The 26,579-nt window shown below is 44.2% G+C and carries 16 protein-coding genes and 5 pseudogenes; 3 read left to right on the top strand and 18 right to left on the bottom strand.

Features of this window, described 5'->3' with window-relative positions; all coding sequences use genetic code 11:
* Nucleotides 1-190 precede the first annotated feature (190 nt).
* On the top strand, nt 191-1,159 hold the full coding sequence (locus AC1DPK_RS25590) for a copper amine oxidase N-terminal domain-containing protein (protein WP_477512041.1): 969 nt from the start codon (nt 191-193) through the stop codon (nt 1,157-1,159).
* 307 nt (nt 1,160-1,466) lie between these two features.
* Here AC1DPK_RS25590 and AC1DPK_RS25585 read toward each other — a convergent pair whose 3' ends face one another.
* The 13 genes and pseudogenes from AC1DPK_RS25585 to AC1DPK_RS25525 form a co-directional block, all read right to left on the bottom strand.
* Nucleotides 1,467-2,702, bottom strand: a complete 1,236-nt coding sequence (locus AC1DPK_RS25585; RefSeq protein WP_477512040.1) for a CynX/NimT family MFS transporter — start codon at nt 2,700-2,702, stop codon at nt 1,467-1,469.
* A 220-nt stretch (nt 2,703-2,922) separates the two neighbouring features.
* A complete protein-coding gene (locus tag AC1DPK_RS25580; RefSeq protein ID WP_441884495.1) occupies nt 2,923-3,489 on the bottom strand; it encodes a helix-turn-helix domain-containing protein in 567 nt (188 codons plus the stop codon).
* A 158-nt stretch (nt 3,490-3,647) separates the two neighbouring features.
* Nucleotides 3,648-4,034: pseudogene (locus AC1DPK_RS25575) on the bottom strand (manganese catalase family protein); the annotation flags it as partial.
* Nucleotides 4,035-4,318: 284 nt separating this feature from the next.
* Nucleotides 4,319-4,408 (bottom strand): annotated as a pseudogene (locus tag AC1DPK_RS25570) (flagellar biosynthesis protein FliA); the annotation flags it as partial.
* A gap of 528 nt (nt 4,409-4,936) precedes the next feature.
* Complete coding sequence (locus tag AC1DPK_RS25565; protein WP_477512039.1) at nt 4,937-7,768, bottom strand: sugar-binding domain-containing protein; 2,832 nt, start codon at nt 7,766-7,768, stop codon at nt 4,937-4,939.
* Between the two features lie 32 nt (nt 7,769-7,800).
* Nucleotides 7,801-9,399 (bottom strand): response regulator transcription factor, encoded by a 1,599-nt coding sequence (locus AC1DPK_RS25560; protein WP_477512038.1) that lies wholly within the window; start codon nt 9,397-9,399, stop codon nt 7,801-7,803.
* The gene (locus AC1DPK_RS25555; RefSeq protein WP_477512037.1) at nt 9,399-11,186 is read right to left on the bottom strand and encodes a cache domain-containing sensor histidine kinase; all 1,788 of its coding nucleotides are present in this window, start codon (nt 11,184-11,186) and stop codon (nt 9,399-9,401) included. The genes AC1DPK_RS25560 and AC1DPK_RS25555 overlap by 1 nt, the downstream gene beginning before the upstream one ends.
* A gap of 90 nt (nt 11,187-11,276) precedes the next feature.
* Nucleotides 11,277-12,977 (bottom strand): type 2 periplasmic-binding domain-containing protein, encoded by a 1,701-nt coding sequence (locus AC1DPK_RS25550; protein WP_477512036.1) that lies wholly within the window; start codon nt 12,975-12,977, stop codon nt 11,277-11,279.
* A 75-nt stretch (nt 12,978-13,052) separates the two neighbouring features.
* Nucleotides 13,053-13,949 carry a carbohydrate ABC transporter permease gene (locus AC1DPK_RS25545; protein ID WP_477512035.1) on the bottom strand — a complete coding sequence of 299 codons (897 nt, stop codon included), beginning with the start codon at nt 13,947-13,949 and terminating at the stop codon, nt 13,053-13,055.
* Between the two features lie 3 nt (nt 13,950-13,952).
* Complete coding sequence (locus tag AC1DPK_RS25540; protein WP_477512034.1) at nt 13,953-14,846, bottom strand: ABC transporter permease; 894 nt, start codon at nt 14,844-14,846, stop codon at nt 13,953-13,955.
* Between the two features lie 500 nt (nt 14,847-15,346).
* A complete protein-coding gene (locus AC1DPK_RS25535; RefSeq protein WP_441884480.1) occupies nt 15,347-16,324 on the bottom strand; it encodes a glycosyl hydrolase in 978 nt (325 codons plus the stop codon).
* 131 nt (nt 16,325-16,455) lie between these two features.
* Nucleotides 16,456-16,677: pseudogene (locus AC1DPK_RS25530) on the bottom strand (ABC transporter substrate-binding protein); the annotation flags it as partial.
* A 154-nt stretch (nt 16,678-16,831) separates the two neighbouring features.
* Nucleotides 16,832-19,009, bottom strand: coding sequence for an alpha-galactosidase (locus AC1DPK_RS25525; RefSeq protein ID WP_477512033.1), 2,178 nt, complete (start codon nt 19,007-19,009; stop codon nt 16,832-16,834).
* 203 nt (nt 19,010-19,212) lie between these two features.
* On the opposite strand from AC1DPK_RS25525, the gene AC1DPK_RS25520 reads away from it, so the two are divergent.
* A complete protein-coding gene (locus tag AC1DPK_RS25520) occupies nt 19,213-20,031 on the top strand; it encodes an AraC family transcriptional regulator (RefSeq protein ID WP_477512032.1) in 819 nt (272 codons plus the stop codon).
* Between the two features lie 29 nt (nt 20,032-20,060).
* Here the strand turns inward: AC1DPK_RS25520 and AC1DPK_RS25515 are convergent.
* Nucleotides 20,061-20,353, bottom strand: a pseudogene (locus AC1DPK_RS25515) (GNAT family N-acetyltransferase); the annotation flags it as partial.
* A 539-nt stretch (nt 20,354-20,892) separates the two neighbouring features.
* Nucleotides 20,893-21,735: an AraC family transcriptional regulator gene (locus AC1DPK_RS25510; protein ID WP_477512031.1), complete on the bottom strand. Its 843-nt coding sequence runs from the start codon at nt 21,733-21,735 to the stop codon at nt 20,893-20,895.
* Between the two features lie 116 nt (nt 21,736-21,851).
* Between AC1DPK_RS25510 and AC1DPK_RS25505 the strand changes: the two genes are divergently transcribed.
* A complete protein-coding gene (locus AC1DPK_RS25505; protein WP_477512030.1) occupies nt 21,852-23,837 on the top strand; it encodes a beta-galactosidase in 1,986 nt (661 codons plus the stop codon).
* Nucleotides 23,838-24,242: 405 nt separating this feature from the next.
* Here the strand turns inward: AC1DPK_RS25505 and AC1DPK_RS25500 are convergent.
* From AC1DPK_RS25500 to AC1DPK_RS25490, 3 genes and pseudogenes are all read right to left on the bottom strand, one after another.
* Nucleotides 24,243-24,374 (bottom strand): annotated as a pseudogene (locus tag AC1DPK_RS25500) (transposase); the annotation flags it as partial.
* Nucleotides 24,375-24,593: 219 nt separating this feature from the next.
* On the bottom strand, nt 24,594-25,283 hold the full coding sequence (locus tag AC1DPK_RS25495) for a CPBP family intramembrane glutamic endopeptidase (protein ID WP_477512029.1): 690 nt from the start codon (nt 25,281-25,283) through the stop codon (nt 24,594-24,596).
* Nucleotides 25,284-25,732: 449 nt separating this feature from the next.
* Complete coding sequence (locus AC1DPK_RS25490) at nt 25,733-26,014, bottom strand: transporter (protein WP_477512028.1); 282 nt, start codon at nt 26,012-26,014, stop codon at nt 25,733-25,735.
* Nucleotides 26,015-26,579: the final 565 nt, after the last annotated feature.

Here is a 26,579-nt window from a genome sequence, read left to right as displayed (position 1 = left end):
CCCAAAGTATGTAAAACGATTGATGAGCTTAAGCTGCAATTGGGTTAGCCTCTTTATTTGAGGGAATTCGAAAGAACATTGAATACTTGGGTCACATTTCGACAAAATAACTATTTTTTTATTGACAGAGTTCCAAATGATAGTAATATAGTAAATAGTGGAAATAAAAACTAGTTCTGGAGGCGTTTTTTTGAAGAGATTGTCGATTACTGCTATGATTTGCGTTTTATTGTTCAGTATAGGTGTTATTCCTGTATCAGCAGCCAATAAAGGAGCTTATATTTTTGTAGATGGAGTCCCGCTCAAATCTAAATCAGTAAGCAAGAATGGAGTTTCCTTCGTTCCTTTCAGAGAATTATTTGGAAATTTGAAAATGGAAATCGGTTATGATGCAAAACTTAAACAAGTTACGGGCAAAAAGGATGATTTAAAGATTACATTTACGATTGGCAACAAAACAGCAGTTGTGAACGGCCAGAAGAAAGCATTGCAAGCAGAACCCTTTACGCAAAATGGTAACACTTACATCCCAATTAGAATCGTTGGGGAAGCAACAGGTAACTCCGTTTATTGGTCTGCAGAAGCAAATGTGATTCAAGTTAATAGTCCATCCTTTAAAGGGGCCTCTTACACGATCGACGGTATCCCGATATTTTTCAGTGCTGATGGAGTGATATCGTTTGGTCCCGCTGCAACCAACGCCCTGAATACCCAAAAAGAGTTAGCCGAGATCGATTCCATTACCAAGACAATTGCAAATTTCCCTGAATTCCGTGTTGTTGGTGCGCCACCAACAGAGAAGGAATCCAAACTACCAGGGTATAAAGGATATCCGGATTATTTTGACGCCAATTATGTAGCTGCAGCAGAGAATAAAGAAGCATTGCCACCACTGATGAGCAAGGGATGGATTTCATTATCTATGCTGTCTGAAATCGAAGGCGTAAGCAAACTTGGCAATAGCAATGCCAACATCATTACGATAGGCAAATATGTCGGCTTCGAAATCGTCAGAGTGGATATTAATTTGACAGCGGAATACAAAAAGGCGACGGATGGCGACTTTACTTTAAGTGACATTCGTATTAAGAAATACAAAGGAACCATGTATCTGAACATTGAAGATTTAATAACAACTGGACTCATAGAATCTAATTAACACTCATTTTTTTCAATTAAGAGTCAAATCATTGCTAAATTAATCGATTGAGCTGATCATGATTGACGCTTCTAAAAAAACTAGGGCCACTTTGGGGCCCTAGTTTTTTGTTTGTTAGCGATTATCCACTTTCAATGATAATCAACGAACGCCAATTTAGCTGTCGAAAGCCTTCGATACATATTCCTGGCTGACATTAACCAAGGTAACTTGAGTTTATTTGTTTCAGGCTATTCATAGGTTGCATCGAGGAGTTTGTTCATTATTTTAGCTTTATCAATTGCCACAATAATTTTGTCAAACCTATTCATCGTCCTTTCTGTGGCAGTTCGTAACTATTTCGGCTACCTACAAAACGGTTTCTTCCTGCTCCTATACCGACTATAAAGAGTAAGACCGAAGCGCCAAGCAGAATGAAAAGTGGCAGATTCCAACTATTTGTCAAATCATGTAGAAATCCTATAAGGGCAGGACCGATTGCGGCAAGAAGATATCCGATCGACTGCGCCATGCCAGACAGTTCCGCTGCTTGATGCGCATTTTCAGTACGTAAACCGAAAAACATCATGGACAAACTAAAGGCGCAGCCTCCACCAATTCCGAGTATTATGATCCATAACAGAATTATATTGGAGCTTCCGTATAGAAGTCCGAGCGTTCCCGTCAAAAGCAAAATGGTTATGATGACCACTAACAAACGTTGACTAGACATGCGCCCAGCAATAACGGGCACAATAAAAGTAAATGGAAGCAGAGCTAACTGCATTATCGAGAGGTACCATCCTGATTGGTTTGAGTCAATTCCTTGCTGCTTTAAAATTTCAGGCAACCATGCGATCAACACATAGAAAACCATGGACTGTATACCCATAAACAGGGTTACTTGCCAGGCAAGAGGGGATTTCCAAACATTCACATCATTACTGGCTATCTGTTGACTCATCGTGGTTGTTTGCTTCGTTTGATTTCTTAGTTGGGGTAGCCAACAGAGAATCGATACAAAGCTTAGAATCCCCCATATTCCCAATGCTCCCTGCCATTTTAGACCTGCGTTCACGGCTAGCGGTACACTGATTCCCGATGCGATTGCTCCAAATAAACTCATTGAAATGGAGTAAATACCTGTCATGGAGCCAATTTTATTTGGGAAATCCCTTTTGATTAAACTTGGCAATAATACATTACATATGGCAATTGCGAATCCAAGAATTGCTGTCCCAATATACAGATTAGCTATGCCAGATAAAGAACGTATTACAATGCCAACAGTCAGAAAGATTAGGGCAATCAAAATGATACGTTCAACACCATACCTTCGTCCTAATTTTGGTACTAGTGGCGATAATAAAGCAAAGGCAAGCAAAGGTACCGTTGTTATCAGGCCGGCTAATGTATTTGAAATAACAACGTCATCCCTTATGAAACTCACTAAAGGACCGACTGAGGTTAAAGGAGCACGTAAATTAGCTGCAATAACAATAATGCCGAGAATTATCAGTCCGATAGAAGATGGTACGGCTTTTTTATTTTGTTTGTTCGACATTTTTCATTTCTCCTTCCTGAATTTATACGTATAATTTGTTTCCTACTGATTGAAAAAATATGAAATAACATCCGCGCGAATATTAAAAGTATATTATAGTATATTATTTTTAACAAGTGGTATTGTATAATATACATAAAATCATCTGAAAACAAAAATACAACTCTGAATTCCCGTCATGGAATTCGGAGTTGTATTAAATAAGTAGGATTTCTGACTTTTAGAAATCATACTTTAAGCATATATGGAGCACTGTTTCGCTATTCGTATGATTGGTATAAGAGTGAGGACAATCTGCACGAAAACTGATCGTATCATATTGATTCAATGTGTAAACCTCTCCATTGACTTGAATTTCAATGGAACCAGTCATTACTGTCGCAATTTCTGTTGTATTCGCATGATGACCTTCAGGGTGATACGAGCTATTCGGCTGTAAGTAAGCCCGACACATTTCAATATCGTTGCTTGTGTGTTTAAAGACTGGTTCAATGATCCAATTTTTTTGATCATTAGAAAACCGCAGTCCTTCTCCTGCTCGATACAAACTAACAGGCTCTTCTGATTTCAACAAAGCCAATAGCGGTAAAGACATGCCTTTTGAAATTTTCCAAATAATCGCCAAAGTTGGATTTGTATCGCCACGTTCGATATTCCCCAGAGTAAGTTTGCTTACACCCGTTAATTCCGCTAATTCGTCTAAGCTCATGTTTTTTTCTTTTCTGTACTTTTTCAAGGCACCGCCGATTTGTAATACAAGCTGTTTTGATTCATCGATTTCATCCATTTGATATTCACCTCAACAAAAAACAATTATAGCAAGTATACTGTTTATCTAGACTCTTTTCCATACAATTAGTATTGGATGGTGGACTATTCTCCTCTGTACAATTCTGTACACAAACAAAAAAAACCTCCCCGCAGTACCCTGCAGAGAGGTTCCTTCTAATAGAATATCTTCTCATCCCGCTTATCCTTAAGTATTTCCACCGCTTCCCGGAACCGCAGAGAGTGTATAATCTCCCGCTCCTGCAAATACTTCAAGCTATCCTGCAGATCCACATCATCCCTAAGATCAATTAGCCACTGATACGTCGCCCTAACCTTCTCCTCCGCCGCTATGTCCTCATATAGATCCGCAATTGGATCACCTTTGGCCTGAATGTACGTAGCCGTAAAGGGTACGCCGCCTGCATTCTCATAAAACAAGGCGCTGTTATGAGCCACATAATGAGCACCAAGTCCAGCAGCCTTAAGCTGTTCTGGCGTTGCATCTTTTGTCAGCTTGTAAATCATGGTCGCAATCATCTCAAGGTGTGCAAATTCGTTGGTGCAATGCCTTCCAAGACTGACTTGGCATTATGGTATCCTACTCATTTAGACAATATATAAAAAAGCCACATGTTATGCGACTTCCGTTGTATAGATATTCATATCATCAGACAGAACTAATGTTGCTCTTCAAAATAATGAACTCTGAAATAATAACTTCTTTTAATGTTATTTTCTTTTTTGTTTCGATCTATTGGAGTTAGAAAAATCACATCATCTGGGTTTTTCGCAACTCCAAACACTTCTCCTTTAAAACTTACTGTTTCTAAATCCCAAGTCAATAGACTTACCGTAGCTTTGATCAGGGCTATGGTGCCGATTGAAATCAAATCCTCTAAGTCCTCACCCGTATTATCGTATTTTTTGAGGTTGTGGACACAACCCTATGTAAATCATTGCTGCCAAGAGTGGAAAGCTATCCTCTGCAGTTCGATCCACACTAATAGTAAACACCCATTGTATAAATACAATGAGTGTCTGTCTTTCATTACTTAATCGTTTTTAGCTTAGGCGAATTGCTCTCTCATAATGATATCACCGTTGATAAGCTATTTCTCAAAATCCGAACCCAATTAGCCATTCTCCAAAGCAATTGGTCTACGGCCAGCATGCAAAGAAGCTCTTTATTAACGTTCACGTTAACCAGAAGAGGAAGATTGTCGATCGTATTGTCAAAACCTTTTATCGTGCAGCTTTGGGGGATAGGAAACGCCCGTTTCTCTAACGCTAAGAATGCGAATTGAGCAGTGGCTCAGAGCAGATGTCATCAACATCAATAGTTTGTTTTAGCACATAACCGCTGAGATACGGAAGAATGTAGAGACATTTATGATTAATATCATGAAAGAATCCCATGCGTATTATCGATCGTCTTTGCATCAGAATGTAGAAGTGTCTTTAGTTCAACTTATATTATTCGGATAGGAAGGATTAATAACCGCTTGACCGCGATGCGTCTCGCGATCGCTCTCCACGTTCGGATCCAGCACGCTGCGAATCTGGTCATAGCTGAGTTCTAATGATGGGTTGAACTCCGCAGATGCCGCATATTGCAGCAAGCTATGAAAAAGCTGGCGTACCTCCGGCTTATCTTGGTGACCAATAAGGTCGCTTGCGCATATGAGCAAGCTTCCATTGCCAACCTTAGCTTCAACGATCAAGCCGAGCTTATGATTGCGCTCAAAGTTGTCAATGACCTGCACTAGGGGACGGAACGCTTCCGGCCACTTATCCAGTATAAGCGAATGAGAGTGGGTCAGGATCGGCCACCACTGCCAGTTGCTATGAAACTCGGTTGGAAAGGCCTCGAACATGGGATGCTTCTCATCACATAAGATTCCGAGCGTTCCCGGTGCTGGAGCCGCGTTTTTTCCCTCACAGATGGATCTAAACATAGGATAACACCAAAAGTCCGAAGCAAACGCTCCGCCGATATGGGAGGATAGCTGCTCTTGATGGGGAATGAGCAAAACACGCCCGCCTTCTTCGAGAATATCGCTTACCTCTTGATTGAATTCTCTACGCAAGTGAAATTCAGCTTGTTGCGGCTTGGCTTCTGCCTGCGCCGACGGATATACCCAGATCGGATAATGATTTATAACGTCGCTGCCCTTCCATTTCAGAGTAAGCTCCAGCTTGGCGGGAGCCTCTGCTGCGGACAGGTCGATCTGCAGCGTACCCACATTTTCCAAAGCCCCTTGTTGAATATTCTTTGCCGCCATCGCTCCAGCCTCAATTAGTCGGTCTCCTTGCTTTAGCGACCACTCCAACTGCATAGCTTCAAGCGAGTCAGACCCGTAATTTGCGATTTCCAGTTCGGCGACAAACGTCTCCTCCTGGGTATACGTAAACCTCGGAATCCTTGCCAGCAGAACGATTTCCGAGCAAAACTCGCGCCACTTCTCCGGTTCTATAAAGCCTTTGGATTCCATAAACGCGTCCAATACGCCAACCAATGCCGTTCCTTGGCCCGGAAAGTCCTGCAGATCTAGCAGTTGAAACCCGCCGAAGCCCGGAGTGCGCAAAGCGGCTTCAATCTCTTCGCGGTAGCATATAACCGCGAGCTGTCCGGATGCCCGGAAGAAATGATCGGCTTGATCGAGCATTCCCGCAGCCTGAAGCCTCTCGCGAAACACTTCTAAGTTCCGTGCTTTCAGAACGCCTGTGTATTTCTCTATTTCGCCAAAGTTTGGGAAGGATTGATATTGGCCAATTTCATGGCTTATCGTAGGCACTTGAATGTCCGGAAGATTATCACGATAGTCCGTTAAGGTTGAAGGATAGCTATCCTGCACATGCCCAAGGGGCAAGTCCGCATGGGAGAAAGAAGCTCGAACCATCGATTCGCCATGCCCTGTTCGCATGGTAACCCAGAAATCAGAGTCTTCCGAGAAAGCCGGCGCCCAGAAATAGTTATTCGCCCCTTCAGCGTATAAGCGCCTGCTATCTTGTTCCCGATATTCCTTCAACAAGCTCGACATGGCGTTGCGACTGCCATGCAATTCGTTGCCTAGCGTAAACAAAGCAAATGATGGGTGATTGCCATAAGCCTTTAATATGCGCAATCCTTCCTCCCGCAAGTAGTCCGATCTCGCCTCATCATAGTCTTCATCCGCTGGATCTTGAAATGCGCCCCAATACGGCAGCTCAGGCTCGAAATAAATACCGAGCAAATCCGCGGCTATAAATCCTGCTTCTGGCGGGCAGCAGGTGTGGAAGCGATAATGATTAATCCCGTAGGACTTGGCGATAGATAGCACCTTGACCCATTCTTCCACCGTCATCGGCGCATAACCGGTTAGAGGAAAAGCCAACGCGTCATGTTTTCCTCGCAAAAATACTTTACGACCGTTATTCGTGAACTGTGTGCCTTCCGTACCGAACTTGCGCATGCCGAAGCTTACGGATTGCTCATTCCGATACAATTTCCCGTTAGCGTTCGCCTCCAGACTCACAAGCAAGCGGTATAATACGGGGTTGAACTCATCCCACAGCATGATATCTTCGCCGAGTTCATAGTGCAGTTCAACAGACTGGTTACCCGGTACGGACTGAATCATAGCGATCTTTACTGCTGTTGCAGCATTTGCGTTGCCTTGGATTGTTCCAACCATATCCATTAAAGCGATAGCTAGCTGGGTATCCGCATTGTCCATCGTATCGTTGATCAGTTGAAACCTGAGCTGAACGGACTTATTAGCAACATCGGGGAACGCCTGAATGTTGTCCAATCGGATTAAATCCGCTGCTTGAAGCTCCATTCTGCCGAGCAGTCCGTTCCAGTTCGTCTGCGTATCGGGTGATGTCATATGACCGCCTTTTATCGGCAGGCCGCTGTTATCAACCAATATGGTTAACGTATACGTGCCAGGAGTCATGATCCCAAATTCATAGATATGGGGCGCGCTTATGCTGTTCTGCATGCCTTGCAGTTCATCGCCGATCCAAACCTTCGTTACTCTTGTCCGCTCCACGTACAGCTGGATATGCTTGTTCGCCCATTCCGCCTTGATTTCAATCTCGCGTTGGTACCATGCATAACCGTTTATCGGATAAGCCTCAGTTAGGTGAGCGACTTCTTTGGCCGTGTTATATTCGCCTTTTTGATACTCCGAGGTGGTTCCTGGCAGCTGAATGTGATCTTGCAGCCGCTCGTTATACCATTTTTGATCAATGCCTTGCTTGGTCTCATCCAAGCAAAATCTCCACGTTCCCGCAATTGACTCTATCATCATTTTTTCATAGCCTCCAGCTCATAGCAAATGCCTTAATGGTAATCCCTATATTCTTGCGGCGTATAGCCCGTCGTCTTCTTGAACAAGTAGGCAAAATAAGCTGCGGTCTGAAATCCGACCTGCTCAGATACCTCATACACCTTGATGCTTGGATTGTTAAGCAGCTCTTTGGCTTTATTCATGCGTGTTTCCTGTAGAAAATCAGATATCGTTTTGCCCATCTCTTTTTTGAACAACACGCTTAAGTAACTCGCATTCAGATGATGAATTTCAGCAATTTGCTTTACTGTGATATGTTCTTGGAAATGTGCCTCCAAATATTCGGAAACCTTGCCGATCAGATTATGCCTTTGACTGGCTTCACCTTTCTTTTCGATAACCATATGGCGTTGAACGTAATCGATCACGACTTCACGAATTTGCGCCTCGCTTCTGCAATCGATCAGCTTCTGCCACATCTCCAAATTCATTTCCCCGCCCAGCTCTTTATTCCATGTCTGCTTGCGAGCCAGTTCGCTGAGCAATGCCATGCCAAACGCCTGTATATACGTAAATGGCATAGAAGGCTGAGGAAGCAGCATATCAAACACATTATTAACGTAGTCAACAACCTTATGAGCATCGGCAGCATCTTCTGTCAGCTGTAAAATCTCGGGTATAATCTCTTCTCGCAGACGAAATTGTTGGAACTCAGATTCATCTAGTCGATCATAGTGCAGAATTTGCCCGCTCTCCATCAAGCGGAATCTTGCCATCATGAATTTAACTTCCTTATAAAGCGTCGGTACATCTTCCCAAGTCGTACATACTCTGCTATTGCCAATCGTAACCGTTGAGCCGTATTGCTCCTGCATGACATTTTGGATGAAAGCAAGCTGTTTTTCAATTGACGCACGTTCAAGCGGACTTAAATTAATGTGCAAGGCCACGATTTCATCAGTGACGGTCTTTGCGATATAAACATGATCAAAATCGCTTAAACCGATATGGACCGTTCTCAAAAATCCGTTGCTGATCACAACCCTCTCTCTTGCGTCCTGCACCGAGGAATGAAAATGATCATAGCCCAGTACGATTAATCCGATTTCTTGGTTGCTTGCAGGAAGCTCCAGCAGGCTGCCCCATGAATGCAGCATCTGGGCATGAATGCCTGCCTCCCCAATAACATCGGATACGAACCGTTCTCTGACGATATCGAGACTGCCGGATACTTTCTGCTGCAGCTCCTGCGCTTGATTTTCAATTTGCTTTAACTTGGTTAATGTCTTGCGGAACCCGGTAAGCTTGCTCTCTACCTCTTCCACTTTAATCGGCTTCAACACATACGCTTGCGCCCCAACGTTCATCGCTTCCTGTACAAATTCGAATTCGTTGTAGCCGCTGATCATCAGCACTTGAAGCTGCGCCTGGATCGCTTTAGCCTCTGCAACAAGTTCAATTCCCGTCATAACAGGCATTGATACATCTGATATCAACACATCAATAGAAGTATTCCGCAATAAGTCGAGAGCTTCTTGACCGGACTCTGCGGTGAAAGGCGTATCATAGCCTAGCTCCTTCCACTTGATATAGCGCACAAGCCCCTGAACATGGGTAGGCTCATCATCCACGATCAACGCTTTTAACAACACTACATCACCTTCCTAATCTGCGGCCTATGAACACTTGCCGGTATGATAATCGTTGCCGCCGTCCATTCGTTCTCTTTGCTGTCTATGGTAAATTCATGTTTATTCTCAAAATAGAGCTGGAGCCGCTCGCGAATATTAGCAGTACCGTATCCGTTTCCGTTCCCCGCCTGCTTTCCTAATTGAATCTGTTTCAGCATCTCTCTTGAGATGCCTATTCCGTTATCGAACACCTCGAATCGAATGTTGTCTTGTTCGAGCTGCGCCGAAATTCGGATAACGCCGCCCTTCTTCCCTGTAATGTTGCCATGCAAATAACAATTTTCCACAATAGGCTGTAATAACAGCTTGATCGTGTAAAGCTCCAGCAGCTCTTGCTCGATATGCCACTCGATGGTCACCCTTCCCGGATAACGCATTTCTTGAATATCCAAATAAGCTCTGACATGTTCAAGCTCGCCCTTTATTTGTATGACATTAATTTTATTGTCCAGCGCCAGACGGTAAAAGGCGGTCAAGGCGTCTATGGTGCGCAGCTGTTTTTCGTCTTGAAGATCCAGCGCACGCCACCTTAGCAAACTTAACGAATTGTATATAAAATGAGGATTGATTTGAGCCTGCAGCGCTTTGAATGATTGCTCGCGTTCCTTGAGCTTCGCTTGCGTAATGTCTTCAACGAGCATACCCAGACGGCTGGACATCGAATTAAACAAAATTTCCAGATCGCCGAGCTCATCTTTAGCCGTATTGCGAATACTGACATCGAACTGTCCTTGACTGACATCGTACATGCGCGTGCCAAGCTTACGAATACGCCATACGACATTTTTCAGCACCGTCATAATTAAAAAAGTAGAGCAAAGCAGAAAAAAGAAAATAACAGCCACGATGCCGTATAAAATCATCTTGGACTGGCGCTCAAGCTGATCCATCTGGATCAACGCGGCCACATGCCAGTTCGAATCAATCGGCCTTACCATAAGCAGATTGCCATCCACCATTACGCCATCAGATAGGCTCGCATTATCCCAGTGATTATTCAGCGTTGTCGATTGAAACTTTAATCCGATTTTTTCTGGATCGGAGGAAACGATGATCATGCCGGAATCGTCAATAATCGATAATTCGCCTGAACCACTGAACGGCTGATTGAACAGATTGCCAAAAACCGATTTATAGTCTAACAGCATATAAATAATGCCCTGCAAATTGCCGGTCGGGCTCATCACTTTATGTGAGATGACAAGCTTATTCTTGTTCACATTGCTCCATATTAACGAGTTGGAAGCCTCGCTCGTTTGGATAAACCAATCCGTCTCATTCAAGTCAGGCTGCAAGATGCGCCCCTCTGGCTTCCACAGCAATCGTCCGTCCTGCACAAGCATCGGATTCGTGTGGTAAATCCGGAAATCATCGATACCCGGCAAGTATTTACTCGTAAATACAAATGAACGGTCTACATACTCAACCGTGTTCAGCTGCTCGAACATATCCGAGTAATTACGGCTTAACCGCGAGATTAGCTCCCCATCCGTTGCCGTACGCGTAGCAAGCACATCGTAGCTTTGCTTGCGGAATTCTATATTTTGAACGGTTTGGCGCATCGCTTCATTAATGGTGACCAGGTAATTGTCCCTGAAGCTTTCAAGCGCAAGATAGCCCGCAACAATGCCTAAAAAAATCGTTGGAACAAAAATAATGGCTCCATACAGAATTAATATTTTTCGGCGCAGGTTCATTTTCTGGGTGTATTTAATAACGATTCGTTCAAGACTGCGGCGTAATAGCATCGTATCCCTCCTTTCCGTATTGTAATCGTATTCGCAACAATGGAAAAGGGAGCAACCTCCCAGAAAGGAGTGCTCCATTTTGGTATACCGCTAGCCTTGCTCTTTCAGCAATACTTCATATTGCTCCTGCCATTCTTGCTTAACTTCAGTCCAGTGCCCACGTTTCTCAAGGGCATCACGGAAAGCCATCCAGGTTGCTTCGAACTGCTCGCCGCTTTTGGACATGATGAGTTTCGCTCTATACTCTTTGCGAATATTTTCGAGCTCAGGCAAGTATTTCTCTAGCAGACCGCCTGCCTTCGCTTTAACCAAGTCATAGGTTTGCGTGCTACGCACGGCGCCCATCTGTCCTACCGTTGCCGTGAATTTCGACGTTTTTTCGTTTCCGACTTTATCGCCTGTGCCGTAATTCCACCACGGATACCAGTCGTTATTATAGGAAGAAATCATATACAGCTCTGGCGTTACTTTCGCTTTCTGTGCAGGCTCGCCAGAATTACGCGCTTTATCATATTCTGCATCAATATAATTCCATCGTCCTAGCGGCTGATCGATCCAGCCCCAGAACTTTCCTTCTGGTCCTTCGTTAATGACTTGCTGCTGATCCGCTCCAGGCTTAAGTGAGTAATCAAGAAACTTCAAAACCGCTTCTAGATTTTTGGATTTTTTGCTAATGTAGACGTCATATCCTGGATACGGGTTGATGACAGTGTTCGCTCCAAGCTTCTCAACGCCCTCTACCTTAGGGAATGGAACGACTTGATAGAACCAGCCTGGCTCAGTCGGGCCGTCCAACGTCTCCCAGATCGAATTATCCACGTTAAAGAAGGAGCCTACGTTCATCGCTACGCGTCCAGCTTTGTTTTTCTCTTTGTAGCGTTCCTTTTTATCGGTTACGACCTCTGGGTCCACCAGATTGGAACGATACATTTTGTTCATCCATTGGTAAGCCACTTTATACTGTGGGTCGTCATACAAGAGGACAAGTTCGTCACCCTTCTTCTCTACCGGGATAATACCGCCTCCCGTCGTTACGCCAAACGTGCTTAAAACCGTATTTTCATCGTTCCAGCCTGCCGTATCGTTAGGATCCATTAAGAAGCTAAGCGGAATCAGCGGCTTGCCTGACGCGTCTTTTTGCTCTGAGGCTTTTTTCAAGTACGCTTCAACACCTTCAATCGTAGCCAAATCAGCTGTGGTCATTCCCGCTTTCTCAAGCACGTCCGTACGGACAAGCCATGTTTGCGATGCCCAGCCCGGCCATGGATTGTCAGGATTTTGGTCGAACCAGGTTGGAATGGACCAAATATGCCCGTCCGCATCCTTCATTTGGTCCAAATATTGCTTAGGAATCGCTGCAAGGTTGGGATATTGATCAGGCATATCGAAATATTGCTCGACTGACAAAATTTTATTGGAGCGAATCATCGCTGCTTTCACGATTTCACTTCGATTGAAGACAGCTGCATCTTCGAAGCCGCCGGTATTCAGCTTCAAGTTAAGCGCCGTAACTGCGTCACCTTGAGTAGCTTCAAGCACAACCTCAATGCCTGGCTCCGTTTCCTTCCAATTTTTTTGGACAAGGCTATCATTATTAACCGTTGCCGACCAGCTCAGCCATAGATTGAACTTGTTGGAGCCTTTTGTCGTTTCCGTTCCGCCTTGCGCTGCGTTCGTGCTTTTCGGATCGTTCTTCGATGCATTCGAACCGGAACATCCTGCGATGACAGATAGCAATACTACACCGGACATAGCCATTAATCCGGTCTTCTTTACCCATTTGCTCTGCATGCTTCTTTTCTCCCCTTTTCGCTTACCTAAGTTACGGTATGTGATGAAGCCCAATACCCTCATTAACGGTGGCTCTTAACCTTTGACGGAGCCGATCAATACGCCCTTTACGAAATACTTCTGAAGGAACGGATACACACATAGAATCGGAATCGCGCTTACCATTACGGTTGCCATTTTGACTGACATGAGTGTCACGTTCTGCATTTGCGATCCTCTGGCTAGCGCTTCCTGATTCGAGTTCGAGCCCAGGATTGCTGACATATCCTGCGCCGACAATAACTGCTGGAGAAACGTTTGTACCGGAATGAGATCCTGCTTAGTGACGTAGAACGCTCCGGCGAACCAATCATTCCAATGGCCGACAGCGGTGAACAATCCGATTGCCGCAAGCATTGGCTTCGACAGCGGAACGATAATTTGGAGCAATACGCGGAACGGCCCTGCACCATCCAGCTCCGCCGACTCGACGAGTGCCTCTGGAATGCCTTGAATGAACTTCAGCATGACAAACATATTCCAAGCCGAGAACATTCCGGGTATGATATAAACCAAGAAGTTGTTAATAAGCCCCAAATTATAAAGCTGAATATAAAGAGGTACAAGCCCTCCGCTGAAAAGCATGGTCAGCAAAATATAGCTCAGAATCGATTTACGGAATGGAACCTTCGTATACGATAAGCCGAATGCCACCATCAGCGTGACCATGAGGCCAGCTATTGTACCCGCGATAGTACGCAAGATCGTAATTAGATATGCGTGCTGAATCACTTCGTTACCGAGTACGATTTCATAGTTGATTAGTGTAAATGCCCGTGGCCACAAATATACGCCGCCCTTCGCTGCGTCGGTTCCCTCATTCAGTGAGATCGCCAGCATATACGCGAATGGATAGAGCACGGATAAACACAGCAGAAGCATAAGAACAATAAGAATGATTTGGGAAATGATCTCACCAGATGTACGTTTCATCGATTACCATAACCCCTCGCCATTCAATTTTCTAGATATCTGATTCGTGAGCACCACTAGAATAAGACCGATAACGGATGACAGGAGACCGATTGCTGTAGCCATTCCGAAATACCCCTGTTGAAGGCCGGTTCGAAGCACATACGTATCGAGAACGTCCGCCACCTGCATGTTCGCCGGATTCAAGAGCGGATAAATTTGATCCATGCCCACGGTAATCAAACTTGGAATGCTAAGAATGAGAACGATTGAAACCGTCGGGATCATGCCTGGCAGCGTAACATGCCGGATTTGCGCCCATTTCCCTGCGCCTTCCACCTTGGCCGCTTCATACTGCTGGGGATCAATGGCTGTAATTGCCGCGAGATAAAGAATCGTATTCCAGCCYACTTCCTTCCACAATCCGCTGGAGACGATCATCGGCCGAAACCAGCTCTCCGAGCCTAGGAAGAAGATAGGCTCTCCGCCCATTTTTGTAATCAAATCATTCGCCAAGCCGCCGTCTAACGTAAGAAACGATTGTAAAATATAAGCGACGACAATCCATGAGAAGAAATGAGGCAGGTAGCTAACCGATTGGACGAATCTTTTGAAGCCTGCGCTCACCAATTCATTAATCATAATGGCCAATCCAATTGGAGCCGGAAATCCGAATACGAATTTCAAAACCGAAATGAACAACGTATTTTTCACGACAATCCAAAACTGAGGCTCTTGCAGAAACGTGAAGTTTTGGATTCCAACCCACGCGCTGTCCCATATAGATGACCCGATCTGAAAATCGCGAAATGCGATTTGAATGCCCGCCATAGGAACATAATTAAATAGAAACAAAAGCAAAACAGCCGGTAAAATCATGACATACTGCCAACGATATTTGTATAGTTGTGCTAACATGATGTCGCATTCCTCCTTCTGTAATACATTGTAAGGGGTTTCAGTTAGGTAAACCATATAACGTTGATTGGATTTTCATCGTAATGATTTGCTCTTTGTTCGATAACAAAAATAGGCGGCCATGAGGCCATTTGTTAAAATCTTCGTCTTTTCTCTCGAGAGAGATCCGGATGAACTTGATTCTTTTCTTTAAAAACAAATCCATAATTCGAATGAGACTCGTTGGTGATTGCCTTGGTCATTGCATAAAGATAATCGGGCCGAACGGACGTTTTTCCGCCAGATCCGCATAATCGAAATAGCCTTCGTAGATCGTTTTCCCGCGATGAACAACCGAACAGCACAGCCGGCAAGACCGTCATCCACAAAATGTTGAAGAAGCTCATTGCTGCTGTAAACGTGACTGTACCACACAGCGCTAAGTAATAGTGACACCTACACATGAAAAAAATCGGCCGTCTCCGTTAAATCCGAGACGGCCTGTTTAGAACTCAACTGTTTTAATACAATACGGGTAATTTATCGAGTGTAATCGCATATTCATGATGGTAAGCCTGGAGTAGTTCCTCCTCGGAAGTCCACTCTGCAGTCGATCCAAATTCGTTTGACCAGATCATGTACCAAACCCACGGAATTCTAGTTATAGAGAGTTGATTTATGCTAGGCAGCACCCCAATCTCTCCTAATGCAACTAACTTCGGTTCTGAGGTTATGCGCATGAGTTCCTCATATTCGGGCTGTAAATCCGTATGCGTATGCTTGGGAGGGTACAGGTCTCTTGATATCACATCAGTCACATCATCACCTGCATATCCTTCCGCCAAAGGTGAGTTCCAGACCCAGATTAGATTATTCAGAGCATGGATGTGTGTATATCGGTCATACATAATACGGTACAACTGCTTTGCAACCTCTGGCCCTTTGTGACCCCACCAGAACCATTCCCCCTCGGCTTCATGGAAGGGTCTCCACAGAATCGGAATCCGATTCTCGCAAAAAGGTTTCAGGATATCGGCCATATGATCCATATCGGAAATCAATGCCTCATACTCCTCCGTTCCTTCTATTACAGCATTGGAGGCATCAAATGTTGTATTATTCGAATAGAACCCCTTATCCCAGCTTCCAAAAGGAGAGAACCAATGCCAGGTGAAGGTGATCATACCTTTTCGTTCTGCCCATTCCCAAGCGCGGTCAAGCGTGTTTCGGTTCTCATCAATCTCAAGCAGGCACTCTGGACTGCTGTTTTCATAATTAATATTCGGCGAATAACTTAACAGCTCAAAGCCACAAAGCGCAGGAAGCCTCCCCGTAACCTTTTCGATGTACTGGAGTTCCTTTTGCAAATTGGTTTGCGTGTGTTGACCGGTAATAATAGCTTTGCCAGCTATCCCGCTTAAGTACTGTAGTACTGCTTTTACTTCTTTAGAAGCATTCGGATTGCAAGGTACCATAGCAGCGAGATTCGGATTTCTCATGGGTCACTTCCTCATTAGGTATAGATTTGGCATTAAATCAGACAGTGCATAAAAAAGGGCCGTTCCGCCTCCGCTGGGACGGAGAATGTCCCTTAACTTTTCAATCAAAATAAATTACTTGGAAGACCATTAGCCCCCAGGATAACAGCTGGGTCGTCATTTGGAAGGGACATCGTGTATGCCGCTCCGTATGCTCTCATTTTGAATTCTTCTTCTTGAGGGAATAGGTCTTTCCAATGCTCGATATTATAGGCTTTCAGAGCTTCTTTTTCCGGTTCACTGTAATTCCCTGTCAGCATCTCCGAATAATTGCGAGTAAAATAATATAAAGTTGAATCCTTGAAGTCATTGCCGACGACCGACCCGAAGCTACCTTAGCTTTAAACTAGTCAGTCTTCTGCACGAAGTTTTCCGGATCGAGCAATCCAATGTCATTCATATGATTCAGCCAACGGAATTTTTTTTCCGGACGACCAAATTTCTCTAGAACATTAATGAAGTCAGGCCTTACCCAGCCTTAACTGCTTTAAGTCTGAACCATCCACTTTCATAGTCTTTCTGATGATAAGCTAGGTGTAGTCCCAATTGCATGAGCCTGTCTCCCCCATAGCTTGACTTTTCTCCATAGTTACCTGACCAAACTTCGTATTCAAGATCCGGGTTAAGCCCATCAAGCCGCAAGGTTCTTCGCGCTGCATTCGGCACGGCCATCACTTGAAAATAGTACACAACGGCTTCCTCTTTGTCTTCAGATACAAACATCCAAGCCGATTCGTTCCCTTCAAATGGACTCTTCAAGCGATACAAGTCACCCTTTTGAACTAATCCACGAATTTGCTTGTAAGTTATGACTTGGTTTTTGACAATCTCTTTGTCTTCATCGCTGAATTTGGTTAGATCAAGCTCATATCCAAAGTTTCCAGACATGGCGACGTTCCCACGAAAATCAAGTGGCGTTATCCGTCCAACTTGATGGTTAGGAACGGCTGATACATGGGCTCCAATTGCACTTACAGGATAAACAATGCTAGTACCATATTGTATCTTTAACCGTTCTACAGCATCCGTATTATCACTTGTCCAGGTTTGAGGCATGTAGTAGAGCATTCCAGGGTCGAAGCGGCCTCCACCACTTGAGCAACTCTCAAACAGAATATTCGGATATGCCGTGGTGATGCGTTCCAACAGCTCGTACAATCCTAGAACATAGCGATGGGCCGTCTCCGATTGACGTTCAGAGGGCAGTGAAGCGGAACCCATTTCAGTCAGAGCGCGGTTCATGTCCCATTTCACATAAGAGATCGGCACGCTGGAGAAGATCGCTGAAAGGGAGTCATAAATGTAATCACGAACTTCCTTTCGAGTATAATCCAGCACGAGCTGCCACCTTGCTTCGCTGCGCCTGCGTCCAGGAACATGAAGACACCAGTCCGGATGCTCCCGGTAAAGATCGCTGTCCGGCGATATCATCTCGGGTTCAAACCAAAGTCCGAATTTAAGCCCAAGCCGATTAATGCGTTCCGCCACATCAGCAAGTCCGTCCGGCAGCTTCCGGCGATCCTCGTACCAATCACCAAGAGATGAATTATCCGAATCCCTCTTGCCGAACCAGCCGTCATCCAAGACGAACAGCTCAATTCCTAGCTTCTCCCCTTCTTCCGCAATTGCTAACAACTTTTCAGCATTAAAATTAAAATAAGTAGCCTCCCAGTTATTAACTAGAATCGGCCGCTCTTTATCTCTATATTCCCCTCTGCATAGCCTTGTCCGGTACAAGCGATGATAAGTACGCGACATATCGCCCAACCCTTGCTTAGAGTAAACCATAACGACTTCCGGTGTTTGGAAACTATCACTTGGATTCAGTAGCCATGTGAAGTCAAAAGAATTCACTCCCATGCTAATTCGCGTAGTGTTGAATGAATCCACTTCAGCAACCGCTTCAAATCCGCCGCTGTATACTAAGCTGAAGCCGTAAGCATCACCATGGTTTTCCGTTGTTTCCGGAGTGACCAACGCGTAAAAGGGGTTTAATTGATGGCTGCTCATGCCTCTCTTGCTATCTATTCGAGTTTCACCTTGATGAAGAGCTCTGCGGGTCATATTACCTTCTCGAGCCCAGGCTCCAGAAAGATAGATGATTTCTAAGTCCCCTTTATCCAGGAAGTCTACACTTGCACTTAGAGCACGGAGAAGCCGAAGCTTCTTTCCCCCTTCATTACTCAAGCGTGTAGAACGGATAATGACATTCCGATCAACAAAAACAGTATAAATAAGGACTACTTTTAGACCCGAATAGGCATCCTTCAGCTCCAGCTCCAAAGTCTCTGCTTCGGCTTCATTTTCTACATAAACGGCTGGAAGTCCAGCTAATGAGGGCTTCCCCTTAATGAGCTTATAACCTACGTACTTTAACTCCGTAATTCGGGTTCCATCCTCAAGCTCTACTTGATAAGCCGGGTTACGAAAATCCCCGCTCCCGTATTGAGGGTATTCTTGGAATAAGCGATCCAATCCAGCCTTCTCGGGAGTGTGAATTAATAAATCCGCCATGGGTTCCCGATGCTTCAGGTTGCCCCCCCAATATACATGGATAGGATATCCATCCTTAATTTGAATAAGATAACTCATGCCGGCCGACTGCAGGTGAAAAAGCCCCGTATTCTCTTGAACAATGATGCCCATAAAACTTCTCCTCTCAACACTACCCTCTCAGAGCAAATGTTTTAGTGTTCTCAAAATAAAATATGGTTTTAAGCTTGGTACTAATTAATAGATTATTTGTCAACTATACAGGAATAATATATCAATACTTAATATTGAGTACATAGCTTGATGCTCACTAATTATGTTATAATGCTTGGAATTTAATATTAAGGGGTTATACCATGATTGAGTATTTGTCACGAAGCAAACAGCACACTGAATTGTATCTAACACAATTTGGAATTGAAGAATGTATTCCGAGTCATTTTTTTGGGCCAGCCATAAGAAGTCACTTTCTTCTTCATTATATTTTGGACGGAGAAGGGATTTTTGAAGTCGATGGAAACAAATATCGGCTTCAGAAAGGTCAGAGTTTTCTTATATGCCCGGCTGTCATTACTTATTATCAAGCCGATTCCAAAATCCCATGGTCATATTGCTGGTTTGGTTTTGACGGAACACTGGCAGAATTGCTCCTCAAGCAAGCAGGATTAACGAGGGTATGCCCAATACTCAACTGTGGTAAAGACGATATGATTTATAAATATTTGATGTTAATGGCCGAGTCCAATGGAAATCAAAAAACGAGAGAAACAAGACTGACCGGTTTGCTTTACTTATTATTATCCCTACTTGCAGAATATGGACCGGTAACGCCAATTGAGCAACAGGATAGTCGTGCGGAAATTTACGTAGAAAAGGTGAAGGAAATCGTCGAAACTAACTTTGCTCAGAAAATTACCATTGAGGACATTGCCCGCATCATCGGACTCAATCGAAGCTATCTTTGTTCGTTATTCAAACAACAAATGAATACTAGTATCCAGGAATACTTAATTCGTATTAGGGTCCAAAAAGCATGTGAAATGATGGGGAACGTTGAGCTGACGATAGGTGATATCTCCCGCTCTGTCGGCTACAATGACCCTTTGCTCTTCTCCAAAATGTTTAAAAAGATAAAAGGAGCTTCCCCTAAGAATTACCGATCAGAAACCCAATGATAATCCATCCTGCTGCCTTTACTAAGGTTCTAAGAGTGTATGGTCATAATAAAATCTATGTGTTCTTCATCTCCCATATAAAAGGAGTGAGCTCCCGTTTGAACAAAACCCATTTTTTATAAAAATCAATAGCATTCTCATTCTTTTACCAAACTCCTAGCCAGATCATCTTTTTGTTTTGTCTAATGGCTATTTTCATTGCTTTGTTAAAGAGATTTACCAAGCCTTTTTTCTGATATTTGTTGCTTATATAAACCAGCTGTTTAGAGTTAAATGCTCTTACCAAAAAGGCATTCATATTCTCAGGCGAATTCTGATCTTTAATGTATCGTTACTGTTACAGTCATTTAAATATTTAACTCCTTTACTCTTAGAATAAGATGAAATTGGTCTCTGCTTCGCTTTCGAAAAACCACGCTAATGCAACACTGTTCGAAATAAATGGAAACTCCTGCAGTTCAGATCGTTTTAATCATCTTGCTCATAAACACCCCGGAACCCGGATCCGGATCAAGTCTCGCATGCACGTTGGTATCTTCGAATTCATGTCAAATATATTCGACTCCCGGGCTCTGCTCCAATCTCCGATTTGTCTACAGAAGAAGTTGTTCGCGTTGAGGCTGCTGACGAAACTTATATACGCATACAGTATGGCATTACATTGTTCTTCCGCATCTTCCTAGCAGAGTGCTTTAGGTAATCTTAGCCTAATGCCTGCTCAAGCAAAGCTGGCATTTCACTGAAATCCTAAAAAAATCGCGTTATCCCATTTGGATAACGCGATTTTTATGTCCAATGAATTTGCTTCCAAGTTAACTAGATACACATTTACTCCCCGAACGCAATTAGACAGCACATATGTTACGACTTCTGATAGCTACGGCGGAAGGCACCAGGTGTCAGCCGTTCCAGCTTCTTGAAGATAGCTCCATAATAGCTAGCAGATTCGAAGCCAACTTGATGAGCGATGTCCTGCATCCCGCGCTGCACATTGTCGAGCAGCAGTTCCTTGCTCTTGTTGATCCTTACCTGATTGACATAGCTGATAGGGCGAATGCCTGTCGTCTTCTTGAACAAATGGCAGAAGTATTCCGGTGTGACACACATCAGTCCGGCGAGCGTATGCAAAGCAATCTCTTCGGCATAATGCTGGTCAATGTAATCCATGACCGGTTTTAACCGCTCATACTGCTGCCCGACGGTATCGCTGCCCTCGACAGAGACGCGCTGAATAATCTCCGTCAATAAGGTATAGAGGATGGCGGAACAGGAGTAATTGCTTAACGTTTGCTTTTGCGGCGTAAGGGCAGCTTGCAGCAACTCCCGCATTCGGGATAAAAGGTATTCGGGCGATGCGAGCGCGAATACGCATGTGTCTACAATGCCGACTGTTTCAAACAAGCTCGCTGACCCGCTGCCATCAAAGATAATCCAGTCGACTTCCCAGTTCCCCGACAAAGCATAGTATTCGTGCTTCTGACCGGGGAACAGCAGCATGCCCATGCCTTGCTTGACGATATACTCCGTTTCGCTTAGCTTGAGCTTGCCCTCGCCATTGCGGCATTGAATCCACTGATAATCGAGAATGCCTGGGTCTCGGCGAATATGCTCCTGGTCATGATGCAGACCAATGCCAAGCAAATAAAAAGGGAGCAGCTTGTCTCGAGCGGAAAGTACTGGGAAAGCGAGATTGGGATGAGGCATGCGACCAACTCTCCTATTATCTTAATATTATTATACTGTATTAATTATTTAAGATTTTAACTCCACTTAATATATCATATAATCGCAATATATTGATGAACAAAGGAGATTACAGGATGACGATTAAGATCGGAATTGATTATTATCCAGAGCAATGGACTCCCGAGCTTTGGGAGAAGGATGCTGCGCTTATGCAAGAGACGGGTGTTGCAGTTGTACGATTCGCGGAGTTCGCCTGGAGCCGAATGGAGCCGACCGAGGGTCATTATCGGTTTGAATGGTTGGATGCGGCTATAGAAGTATTCGCCGCACGCGGCATGGAGATCGTGTTATGCACACCTACCAATACGCCACCGAACTGGATGACAGCCCGTTATCCGGATGTGCTGCCAATGGATGAGCAACGTCAAATCATCCGGCCGGGTGTGCGTGGACATCGTTGCAACAACAGCTATTCCTTGAGAATGCTGGGCTCTAGATTTGTGGAAGTGATGTCACAGCGCTATGCGAAGCATCCCGCCGTCATTGGCTGGCAAATCGATAACGAGATGCACTACCAGGAATGCCATTGTGATACGTGTAATCGTGCATTTGTCGCTTGGCTGCAGAAGCGTTATTCCAGTCTGGAAGAGATAAACCGGGAGTGGGGCATGGTCGTCTGGAGCGGAGAGTACAGCAGTTGGGCCGAGGTAACAACGCCGCTCGGTACCAGCAAGCCGATGAACCCTTCTTATCTTCTGGAGTACAAGCGATTCTGCTCGGACAGCGTAGGCTATCTGCTGGGATGGCAGCTTGAAATTCTACGCAGAAACTGTCCAGGCAAATTCGTGACGCATAACATGTGGCAATTCCCGAATAGCCTGGACTATTATGATCTCTACAAAGAGCTGGACTTCGCCTCTGTCGATTATTATCCGAATGAGCTGTATCGCGATCATGGCGATCGGTTTCCGAGGAACGGAGCGCTGACACTGGACTTGGTTCGCGGCATAAAGCGCCGCAATTTCTGGGTAATGGAACAGTTGAGCGGAGCGCAAGGCGCCTGGATGCCAATTCAGCGTACCCCTTATCCCGGACTGATCCGAGCTCGTTCCTGGCAGACAATCGCCCGCGGCGCCGATATGGTCGTCCATTTCCGCTGGCGGAGTGCTGCCGTCGGAGCCGAACAGTTCTGGCATGGACTCATCGACCATAGCAATGTTCCTGGACGCAGGTTCAGGGAGTTCGCGGAGCTTACTCGCGAGGTGAACCAGCTAGGATTACTACTGGCAGGCTCCACAATCGTTACCCAGGTTGCGATTCTGCATTCGCATGATCAGCATACGGCGCTTTCTCTTCAGGCGCAAGCGGAAGGGGGGATGCACTATATGGACAACTTGTCCTCTATGCACAATGCATTTCTGAAAATGGGCGTCGGTACGGACGTTATCAACTGGACCGAGGAGCTCGATGGCTACAAGCTGGTCATTGTCCCTTCCCTCTTTCTGTTAAGTGAAGAAACAGCGCAGCGGCTGGAGCGATTCGCAGCCGGGGGTGGCACGGTCGTCCTCACCAATCGGACAGGCGTGAAGAACATGAGGAATGTATGTGAGATGCTGCCTCTGCCAGGGCTGCTTGCGGAAGCGGCGGGTGTTGTCGTGAGTGAATATGATGCAATCGGCAACAGCGAACATCGAATACGGAACTCGGAGGGACAAACATTCGCTGCGAAGCAATGGTGTGATTTGCTGGAATTGCGAGGAGCAGAACCGATTGCCTGGTATGACAACGACTTTTACGAAGGTGTGCCGGCAGTTACTGTCAATAAGCTTGGTGAAGGTGAAGTGTACTATGTCGGCACTTGGCCGGAGCCATCGTATTTCTATCAGCTGTTCGAAGGGATATTGAAGGAAAAAGGCTTGGCTCCCAAGCTCCAACTGCCAGAAGGTGTGGAGCTGTCGATTAGAACGAAGGGTGAGGTAAGCTTCCTGTTCCTGATCAATTTGACGAATGAGCAACGAGAGGTTACTCTCGATGTTCCCTATCGCAGCTTGTTGACGAGCGAGATATCGGAACAGAAGATGACGCTGCCAGCTCTGGGAGTAGATATTCTAACTTTATAAGATCAGTGGCTTGCATCTTTGCTAAGGTCTGTCACACAAGGCGGAATACCTAGAGGGACAGCTTTTTAAGCTGTCTATGGACGCGTGTTAAAATGAAATGCTGAATGGGCATCGCCTTCATCGATATGCTACTTTGTATCTCATTTTACAAACGTTGTATTAATGTTCTCGGCTCATCCTTCTTCAGACTCACTATAACATACGATTTCGAGTTGTTTTGCTGGAAATGTTGACAAGCTATTTGTCAGAGTTTCATCCGCCCAAAGCATTCGTACCTAAATATGAATAAAGACAATTGATCTTATATGATCAATTGTAAGCTGTAGAGAAACCCAAGCTTTTTCCGATGCAATGGGTTTCTCTTTTTTTAAGACACGGTTTGAAGAGAGGTTAAAGGAATATTCCCTAGATTGCCCTCCTTTCTAGGAGTAGGGCAATCTTTTTCATGTTCTGCACGGCTGCGGTCATGAGCGCTTGCATAGTCGCATTCCGCAATCCCCTCAAACGGCAATAGCGAAACCCGTCATAGCGTTTTGAAAGATACACTTGTCAGAAGTTGCGGAAATAAAAAAAGTTACTACTGCTTGCATACAACGGTTAGCTCTAACGGAGAACTTTAGTTCTTTCGGAATGACCACCAGGTTATCCTATCCGTTTGCTTAATAAAAAGAGCAGGATACCTTAGCCCTTGCTCATCAATGAGTATTACTCAACTATCGTTCCCGTTAGTTCAATCAAATACTCATTTAATTAATTTTACGGCATCTTTTTATTTGGCAAAAATACAAATTTCGCATCAATAATAATGTGTAAGACGATTGGAATCCATAAGACGCCTGTTCCCACGAAAAGAAGAAACAAAATAGCACCTAAGTAGGTAGTAAGTAATACCCCTTTCCAACCTTGATATAAATGAACAATTCCAAATAGCAAACTAGAAACAATACCAATTGTGATGACAGACAGTTCAAATGGAAGATGATTTAAATAATATACTACCACTCCTCGGAAAATGATTTCTTCGCAGACTCCTGCAGAAATAGCTACTAAGAGAAAAAGTAAACGTTCTTTAATTGTTGAGGGTAACAAAAATTGAATGCTTTCATCAGATAGAGCATCAGATAATATTTTTCTTAATTTTTTTGAAAAGATAAGAATCAAAGTAAACATTCCAATACAAATACCTATTCCTAATCCAGCAGCCAATAAAAATTCTAATTGAAAAGGAAATAAGGGTTTATCAAGAAAAAATAAGTCGATTAGGGAACGTTGTGTAATTACCCAAAAGACAAATACAATTATGACCAGTAACCATTGAGTAATCATAATTCCAATGAACAATTTCTGCTTATTCACAAGATTTTGTTCGACCTTTTTCATATAAAAATAATCCCAGATTGGATAACCTACAGCAATTATTAGCAAAAGTGCGGTTAAAAAAAGCATCTCTATCACCCCTTCATTTATTATACACTACAACTCAACGATCAATTTTATTGACTATCAAATACTTCCTTTCTATTAAACTAACCTGCCCGTTAGCTTAACAAAGAAATGGAGCAGCTGCCGCAGCAAACTGCTCCATGATTGTTCAACTATCGTTACCCGTTAGTTCAACGAGGTAAGAGATTGTTTTCAAAAATGATACTGGCTACTTCTGAAGGTTTCTCCACCTTGTTATTCAGTGGCTCAACACTTAGAAACACTGCAAACCCCGCCAGCGCAGCAAATTGAGTGCCTCCCGATTGTCCCCTACCGTCTCGCAGAAACGCATTTTGGAGGCAACATCGGGCGAGCCAAAGGCGCTGGATTATATTTTATTTTCGAGGATGTCCTAAGTATCACTAACAGAGCGCGGTGAGTAAACAGTACCACTGGCACTCTGATTTTAGTGATCAGAAAAGGGTAGGAATCGGAGGACACGATACGGCATCGATGAATCGCGGATCGATACCATAGAAGTACCAGTATGATCCGCTCCATCTATACCCAGCAACACCGTCCATATCGACAGATGTCGGATAAAACCAGAAGTTCTCGCCAGACCTAAGCCAAATATAAGTGTACTGGTAAACGCAGTCGACGATATAAGAAACAGCGGGTTTCGGCGGGATGAATGCGGGAGGAGGTGACTGCGGCGGTTGTCTCATGGGTCCTATATTTCGCATTTGAACCATAACATCACTCCTAACGGAAGATATTCATGATATTACATGAAAGTGTATCTTATACTATGTAGATGAATAACCACTTGACTATACGCATGCCTAGTCATAACCATTTTGCACGGTCAACCGCTGCAATTTCTGTCCTGAAGCTTAAACTCCAGGGAATTGCTGTTATTATGTGTACGATTTCCATTTCACAGGGTACTTAAAAATTTCTCAAACTATTGGCTGAACTCTCCTGCCCGTTAGCTTAATTAGTGAGTTCAGTTTACAACTTTTATGTTTATCTTCTTCACCTTCTCCCTGCAATCTATCGGGAATGAGTTCAAGTTCTTGTCAAAATCTGGAATGGGATAAAGTTCTTATCATTTGTTTTTGAGAGGAACCTTATCCCACAAAATAAAAAAGCCACGATTTTCGCGGCATTAGAGTATTTGTAATTGCCTAAAGATTTAATTCCATCCAATAATCTGCTTCAATAAAACCAAACTTTTTATATACCGGACTACCTAATGTCCATCCAATAATCTGCTTCAATAAAACCAAACTTTTTATATACCGGACTACCTAATGT

Source organism: Paenibacillus sp. 01T424 (assembly GCF_056398745.1).
This window is presented reverse-complemented; position numbering and strand designations above follow the sequence as displayed.

Excerpts from the sequence above, each read along its gene's own strand:
- AC1DPK_RS25585 (WP_477512040.1), bottom strand. The coding sequence starts at position 2,702 with ATGTCGAACAAACAAAATAAAAAAGCCGTACCATCTTCTATCGGACTG.
- AC1DPK_RS25580 (WP_441884495.1), bottom strand. The coding sequence starts at position 3,489 with ATGGATGAAATCGATGAATCAAAACAGCTTGTATTACAAATCGGCGGT.
- AC1DPK_RS25565 (WP_477512039.1), bottom strand. The coding sequence starts at position 7,768 with ATGATGATAGAGTCAATTGCGGGAACGTGGAGATTTTGCTTGGATGAG.
- AC1DPK_RS25555 (WP_477512037.1), bottom strand. The coding sequence starts at position 11,186 with ATGCTATTACGCCGCAGTCTTGAACGAATCGTTATTAAATACACCCAG.
- AC1DPK_RS25550 (WP_477512036.1), bottom strand. The coding sequence starts at position 12,977 with ATGCAGAGCAAATGGGTAAAGAAGACCGGATTAATGGCTATGTCCGGT.
- AC1DPK_RS25545 (WP_477512035.1), bottom strand. The coding sequence starts at position 13,949 with ATGAAACGTACATCTGGTGAGATCATTTCCCAAATCATTCTTATTGTT.
- AC1DPK_RS25535 (WP_441884480.1), bottom strand. The coding sequence starts at position 16,324 with ATGAGAAATCCGAATCTCGCTGCTATGGTACCTTGCAATCCGAATGCT.
- AC1DPK_RS25525 (WP_477512033.1), bottom strand. The coding sequence starts at position 19,009 with ATGGGCATCATTGTTCAAGAGAATACGGGGCTTTTTCACCTGCAGTCG.
- AC1DPK_RS25520 (WP_477512032.1), top strand. The coding sequence starts at position 19,213 with ATGATTGAGTATTTGTCACGAAGCAAACAGCACACTGAATTGTATCTA.
- AC1DPK_RS25510 (WP_477512031.1), bottom strand. The coding sequence starts at position 21,735 with ATGCCTCATCCCAATCTCGCTTTCCCAGTACTTTCCGCTCGAGACAAG.
- AC1DPK_RS25505 (WP_477512030.1), top strand. The coding sequence starts at position 21,852 with ATGACGATTAAGATCGGAATTGATTATTATCCAGAGCAATGGACTCCC.
- AC1DPK_RS25495 (WP_477512029.1), bottom strand. The coding sequence starts at position 25,283 with ATGCTTTTTTTAACCGCACTTTTGCTAATAATTGCTGTAGGTTATCCA.
- AC1DPK_RS25490 (WP_477512028.1), bottom strand. The coding sequence starts at position 26,014 with ATGGTTCAAATGCGAAATATAGGACCCATGAGACAACCGCCGCAGTCA.